Below are 6,374 nucleotides of genomic sequence, written 5' to 3' on the forward strand. Positions count from 1 at the left end.
GTGAAGTGATCATGGGGAATGTTTTGCAAGCTGGGTTGGGACAGAACCCTGCTAGACAAGCATCGATTCTTGCAGGTCTTCATGAAACAATTCCTTCCATGACAATTAATAAAGTGTGTGGATCAGGATTGAAAGCGATTCATTTGGCAACACAGGCTATTATCGCAGGAGATGCGGACATTGTTGTGGCAGGTGGAATGGAAAACATGAGCCAAGCTCCGTATTTGTTGAAAAATGCGCGTGAAGGTTTCCGAATGGGCGACCAAAAAGTGGTGGATAGCATGATTTCTGACGGCTTATGGTGTGCTTTCAATGATTACCATATGGGCATAACAGCAGAAAATTTATGTGACCGTTACGAAATTACACGTGAACAACAAGATGAATTCTCAGCTCGTTCACAGGAACGTGCGGTTCAGGCGATTGACGGCGGGAAATTTAAAGAAGAAATCGTTGCTGTCGAAATTCCACAACGCAAAGGAGACCCAATCGTATTTGATACGGACGAATATCCAAAACGTGGGACTTCAGCAGAGAAGTTAGGTAAATTGCGACCAGCGTTTAAAAAAGAAGGCAGTGTCACTGCTGGGAATGCTTCCGGTATTAACGACGGAGCAGCAGCGGTTATCGTTATGTCTAAAGAAAAAGCAGATGAGTTAGGTTTAACACCATTAGCAACGATTGTAGCGAACGCATCAGCGGGTGTTGATCCATCCGTTATGGGAATTGGCCCTGTTAAAGCAGTGAAAAATGTTTTTGAAAAATCAGGCCTATCAATGGCGGATATTGACTTAGTGGAAGCAAATGAAGCTTTTGCAGCACAATCAATTGCTGTAGATCGCGAGCTTGCATTTGATCATGACAAGCTGAATGTTAATGGTGGTGCAATCGCTCTCGGACATCCAATAGGCGCGAGTGGTGCACGTATTTTTGTATCTCTGCTTCATGAAATGGCTAGACAAGATGCGAAGACAGGGTTAGCAACTTTATGTATTGGTGGCGGACAAGGTGTCGCTACAATTGTGAAAAGAGCATAGGTAGAAGGTGAAAAAAGATGGCAAAAAAGAAACAACAACAGCAACAACGCAGACAACCTGAGCGATCTGAACAATCATCAGGCAACACATTGTCCGATCAACTGCAAGGGGATGTGCTTGAAAAACTGAAGTTAGCTAAAAAGCAGTTACAGGATACAGAGCGTCAACAGGAAGAAGAACGCCTCGCGCAAGCTGAATTTGATCGTAAACAAAAAGAGAAAAACAAATCCTTTGCTGAACTTCTAGATGAGTATGGAATGAAGGGTAATAAATTTTAAGAATAAAAGGACTTCGAATTTTTGAAGTCCTTTTTGTTTTGCCATCATCAGCGAACTATTTAATTAAAAATATCAAAAATCATTGCAATTAAGTAAAGAGGGACGCCAACGATGAWCATACCTGCGATAAAATAACACATACTCCTTAACGCAAACTTGAAGATATCATATAGTGCACCGGCAAAGTCATCAATAAACTTCGTCATTCATATCGCCTCCTTGAATCCATATGTATACGTTTTAACAAATAGGTAGGTTTCAATCTATAAGGAGTATAAGCACGAGATTTAGAATTATAACGATTTTTTAAAGGCGATGGTCTTTATAAATATCGGCTCTTAAGTATTCCTTCAAGTGTGCTAGTTGCTCAAGGGTCATAGGTTGATGATATGCTTGCATCGTTTCCTCTAATTGATTTGATGAGCTTGCTCCTGCTAAGATAGCGGACACTTGGTTGTATTGAAGAACAAATGCCAATGCCGCACTATGAAGATATTGAGTGGTTTTAGTGAGTTGTGAAAGTGTTTCTATTAAAGTTTCTTTTTTGTATTCTCCGTATCCATCCGATTTTTCGGCACGTTTCAATGCATCTGGCGTAAGCAGACCTTTTGCGAGAGAACCCCGGGTGACAACTGATGCACTATGTGATGCAATCATGTCAAACCATTCTTCGGGTCTGCGGTCTAACATGCTGTATTGCATCATGACAGAGCTAGCATTACCGTTACGTAGGAAACGATGAATGACATTCGGGCGTATGGATGAAATGCCGTATGCTCGAATTAAACCTTCTTTTTTTAAAGATTCAAAAGCATCGACTGCTTCTTCTAAATCATCTTCCATCGTGCCTCCGTGTAATTGATATAGATCTAAATAATCGGTTTGAAGCCTTTGTAGACTTTCTTTAATTTGAGACGTGATATATGACTTTGATGAATCCCACGTCCAACCTGATGCATCTTCATTCCATTTGTTACCCACCTTCGAAGCCAAAATGATGTCTTGTCGTTTTCCTTTCAGAGTGTGTCCAACAACATCTTCATTTTTACCTTTATCATATAAATCCGCTGTATCAAAGTATGTAATTCCATGTTCAATGGCTGCATCCACTATTAGTTGGGCTTCACGTTGATTTGTCGGAAGAGACATACAACCCAGTCCGATTTCCGATACCATTATTCCACTTTGTCCAAGTTCGCGTTTATTCATCAGTCAGCCTCCTCATTTCATACATGGTACAATTGTCTTTGAAAATAGACAAACAGAAAGGGCGAAAAATATGAAAAAATATGAAGAGAAATCTATATCGTCAACACCGATTTATGAAGGGAAAGTTATTTCTCTTCGAGTGGATGAAGTAATATTGCCAAATGGTAAGACTTCGAAGCGTGAATTGGTTAAACACCCTGGAGCGGTTGCCATTGTACCGATTACAGACAAAGGTAAAATTGTCTTTGTCGAGCAATATCGAAAAGCGCTCGAACGTTCTCTGATTGAGACGCCTGCAGGGAAACTAGAGCCGGGAGAAGAGCCGGAAGTAACGGCAAGAAGAGAACTGGAAGAAGAAACTGGGTACGGTTGTGAGAAATTGACACACATTCAATCGTTCGCAACTTCTCCGGGCTTTGCAGACGAAATTATTCACCTATATGTGGCAGAAGGATTGTCAAAAATTGAAAACGCAGCATCACTGGATGAAGATGAGTTTGTTGAAATAATCGAGGCAACCTTAGAAGAAGCAGAAGGAATGATGAAGTCTGGCCAAATCTTTGATGCAAAAACAGCATATAGTGTTCTTTGGGCTAAGGAATATTTACAAAATCGATGAATGATTGATAGTGGGACACGCATAAGCTACTCTATGAAAGGTAGGTGGCGGATGTTGACTCGCTCTTTCCCAATATTTTATTTACTAGGATTGCTAGTCATCGGTTATTTAGGTGGGTTATGGCTGTATTCAAAAATGCCTTTTGATCAAGTTGAAAGAGTCATACATTGGATAGACCCAAGACTTTTAAATGAAAACATACCAAGTGGTTTTGATTCAATTCTCCCGCAACTCGTTACGATTTTATTATTCCTTCTTTTTGCTACTCATTTAATCCTGAAATATACCATTCTATTAATAGGTACAATGAGAGCTGTTTTTTGGGGAATTTGCTCAGGTTTTTTAATTGCACAGGAAACAGAATTTTGGGCATATGCATTATGGTGGTTCCCATTCCAGTTAATTTATTGTTCTTTATTACTACTGATTGGATTTTTACTTGTCCCACCACCATCGTATAATCAATTCAAACAAGCCCGCAGTTTTAAAGGTATCGGCGTACTAAGTCTAATCTATATTGTATTAATTGGACTTGAATTGTTTGTCCTTCCTTATATTCATGGTTTATAATCGAAACTAGATTATAATTATTATCATTTGGATAACTTTCTCTATCTTGTAAAGGGAAAGACCAATTTGGTATAATGAAGGAAGTTTGGGGGGGCGTCACATGGAGAGCCGTATTGACCGGATAAAAAAGCAGCTTCATGGTGCGAGCTATAAACTGACGCCACAGCGTGAAGCGACAGTTAGAGTGCTTCTTGAAAATGAAGAAGATCATTTGAGCGCAGAAGATGTATATCTTCTCGTTAAAAATAAAGCACCTGATATTGGACTTGCAACAGTATATCGAACGCTTGAACTTCTTACCGAATTAAAAGTTGTCGATAAAATTAACTTTGGAGACGGCGTTTCAAGATACGACTTGCGTCAGGAAGGTGCAGCACACTTCCATCACCATCTCGTATGTATTGAATGTGGAGCCGTAGATGAAATCCAGGAGGACTTGCTGGAAGATGTGGAAGCCGTTGTTGAAAAAAGATGGAATTTCCGTATTAAAGATCACAGGTTGACGTTCCATGGTATTTGTTGGCGCTGCCACGATACCCACGATGAAAAAGAAGAGTCTGAGTAACAGAAAAGCGGAAAACATCGCTTCTAGCTCGACACAGACATGTTTACTGTAAAACAAAAGGATGGCAGAATTGCTATCCTTTTTTACGTTTTCATTAATAAAAATATATTGTCCATATATATACATAAAAGTGTTTTTACAGGGAGGTATCATTATGAAAGAAATGCAAGATGCAGTCGCAGATTATCTTCATTTTCTACGTGTAGAAAGACAATTATCAACCAATACTTTAACTTCGTACGAACGAGATTTACTTGCATATATTAAGGACCTTTCTAAAGTACAGCAATTATCCACTTTGAACGACGTCGAGCGAATTCATATTCTTTCTCACTTGCAAGCGTTAAAGACGAGTGGTAAATCTTCGCGAACATTAGCCCGTCATATTTCGTCAATCCGGTCATTCCATCAGTTTTTACTGCGGGAAAAAGTATCCGGTGCAGATCCCTCGGTCCACTTGGAAATGCCACAAATGGATCGTACACTTCCGAAAATATTGTCAATTGAAGAAGTAGAGGAATTGATTGCGGCACCCAACTTGGGGAAACCTCAAGGGCTACGGGATCGTGCATTGCTCGAGATTCTTTACGGGACGGGGATGCGGATTAGTGAATGTATTACATTAAATATGGAAGATTTACATTTAACGATGGGATTTGTTCGATGCTTCGGTAAAGGCGGAAAAGAGAGAATCATTCCTCTTGGACGAACAGCACTGGCAGCATGTGAACAATATTTAAAAGAAGGTCGTCCAAAACTGATTAAACCAACACATCGCACCGACGTTATTTTTGTTAACCAACGAGGAAAAGGATTGACCAGACAAGGGGTCTGGAAGCTTATGAAAGAATACTCAATACAAGCGGGCATTCAAAATGATATTACGCCTCATACTATGCGCCATTCATTTGCCACACATTTAATTGAAAATGGAGCAGATTTACGCGCTGTACAGGAAATGCTAGGACATGCAGATATCTCGACGACTCAGATTTATACGCATGTCAGTAAAACCCGTTTGAAAGATGTGTATAAACAATTTCATCCGCGAGCATAATTCGACTTAATTCGTCAGAAGTCTGACGTGTATTTTTTCCAAACGTTTGATAAGATATGAGTAGAAGTTGAAGGAGGATATGTATGACACATAAATCATTTAAACGCATTCACTTAGTTGTTCTAGACTCCGTTGGAATTGGCGAAGCACCAGATGCCCAATCTTTCGGGGACACAGGTTCCGATACACTGGGACATATTGCAGAAAAAATGAATGGCTTGAACATGCCAAACCTTGAAAAAATGGGACTTTCCAATATTCGTCCATTCCAAGGTATTCAGCCTGTAACGATTCCTTCATCTCATTATGGAAAAATGCAGGAAGCGTCAGTTGGTAAAGATACAATGACAGGTCACTGGGAAATCATGGGACTTAACATTAATCAACCGTTTAAAGTGTACCCAGACGGATTCCCTGATGAATTAATCAATGCTTTGGAAGAAAAGACAGGACGTAAAGTCATTGGCAATAAACCAGCAAGTGGTACGGAAATCTTGGACGAGTTAGGACAAGAGCATATGGAAACAGGTGCAATTATCGTTTATACGTCTGCAGATCCAGTATTGCAAATTGCTGCTCACGAAGAAATTATCCCGTTAGAAGAACTATATAAAATCTGTGAAATTGCACGCGAATTAACACTTGAACCCGAGTTTTTAGTAGGACGCGTTATTGCACGTCCATTCATCGGACAACCTGGTGAATTCAAGCGTACAACGAATCGTCATGACTACGCGTTGAAACCGTTTGAACGTACAGTGATGAACGAATTAAAAGATGCAAATTATGATGTGATTGCCATTGGTAAAATCTCGGATATTTACAACAATGAAGGTGTAACTGAGTCATTGCGTACAAAAGATAATATGGACGGAATGGACAAGTTGGCTGAAGTCGTGAAAAGAGATTTCCATGGCATCAGTTTCTTGAATCTTGTTGATTTTGACGCATTGTATGGTCACCGTCGTGATCCAATCGGTTACGGAGAAGCATTGGAAGCTTTCGATGCACGTATGCCAGAAGTGTTGGATGCTTTGAC

The 6,374-nt window shown here is 40.0% G+C and carries 9 protein-coding genes; 7 read left to right on the forward strand and 2 right to left on the reverse strand.

Going from position 1 to position 6,374, the window contains the following annotated elements:
- Positions 1–1,037: acetyl-CoA C-acetyltransferase (locus AC1DSB_RS12410; protein WP_477586813.1), on the forward strand; the 1,037-nt coding region annotated here is incomplete at its 5' end.
- A gap of 17 nt (positions 1,038–1,054) precedes the next feature.
- A complete protein-coding gene (locus AC1DSB_RS12415) occupies positions 1,055–1,315 on the forward strand; it encodes a YqkE family protein (protein WP_016427470.1) in 261 nt (86 codons plus the stop codon).
- Between the two features lie 59 nt (positions 1,316–1,374).
- Here the strand turns inward: AC1DSB_RS12415 and AC1DSB_RS12420 are convergent, their stop codons facing one another.
- Positions 1,375–1,521 (reverse strand): hypothetical protein, encoded by a 147-nt coding sequence (locus tag AC1DSB_RS12420; protein ID WP_477586814.1) that lies wholly within the window; start codon positions 1,519–1,521, stop codon positions 1,375–1,377.
- Between the two features lie 100 nt (positions 1,522–1,621).
- On the reverse strand, positions 1,622–2,524 hold the full coding sequence (locus tag AC1DSB_RS12425; RefSeq protein WP_477532365.1) for an aldo/keto reductase: 903 nt from the start codon (positions 2,522–2,524) through the stop codon (positions 1,622–1,624).
- A 70-nt stretch (positions 2,525–2,594) separates the two neighbouring features.
- Here AC1DSB_RS12425 and AC1DSB_RS12430 point away from each other — a divergent pair, with 70 nt between their 5' ends.
- From AC1DSB_RS12430 to deoB, 5 genes are all read left to right on the forward strand, one after another.
- Positions 2,595–3,143 (forward strand): NUDIX domain-containing protein, encoded by a 549-nt coding sequence (locus AC1DSB_RS12430; RefSeq protein WP_477532364.1) that lies wholly within the window; start codon positions 2,595–2,597, stop codon positions 3,141–3,143.
- Between the two features lie 51 nt (positions 3,144–3,194).
- Positions 3,195–3,713 carry a hypothetical protein gene (locus AC1DSB_RS12435; RefSeq protein ID WP_477586815.1) on the forward strand — a complete coding sequence of 173 codons (519 nt, stop codon included), beginning with the start codon at positions 3,195–3,197 and terminating at the stop codon, positions 3,711–3,713.
- Between the two features lie 100 nt (positions 3,714–3,813).
- Positions 3,814–4,278: a ferric iron uptake transcriptional regulator gene (gene fur / locus AC1DSB_RS12440; RefSeq protein ID WP_477532362.1), complete on the forward strand. Its 465-nt coding sequence runs from the start codon at positions 3,814–3,816 to the stop codon at positions 4,276–4,278.
- A gap of 154 nt (positions 4,279–4,432) precedes the next feature.
- Entirely contained in the window at positions 4,433–5,335 is a 903-nt protein-coding gene (xerD, locus tag AC1DSB_RS12445; protein ID WP_477586816.1) for a site-specific tyrosine recombinase XerD, read from the forward strand.
- Between the two features lie 83 nt (positions 5,336–5,418).
- The coding region (deoB, locus tag AC1DSB_RS12450; RefSeq protein WP_477586817.1) for a phosphopentomutase at positions 5,419–6,374 on the forward strand (956 nt) is incomplete at its 3' end.

The organism is Paenisporosarcina sp. P4_E4_2, assembly GCF_056401595.1.

Coding starts and splice junctions, on each gene's coding strand:
- AC1DSB_RS12415 (WP_016427470.1), top strand. CDS start 1,055: ATGGCAAAAAAGAAACAACAACAGCAACAACGCAGACAACCTGAGCGA.
- AC1DSB_RS12425 (WP_477532365.1), bottom strand. CDS start 2,524: ATGAATAAACGCGAACTTGGACAAAGTGGAATAATGGTATCGGAAATC.
- AC1DSB_RS12430 (WP_477532364.1), top strand. CDS start 2,595: ATGAAAAAATATGAAGAGAAATCTATATCGTCAACACCGATTTATGAA.
- AC1DSB_RS12435 (WP_477586815.1), top strand. CDS start 3,195: ATGTTGACTCGCTCTTTCCCAATATTTTATTTACTAGGATTGCTAGTC.
- fur (WP_477532362.1), top strand. CDS start 3,814: ATGGAGAGCCGTATTGACCGGATAAAAAAGCAGCTTCATGGTGCGAGC.
- xerD (WP_477586816.1), top strand. CDS start 4,433: ATGAAAGAAATGCAAGATGCAGTCGCAGATTATCTTCATTTTCTACGT.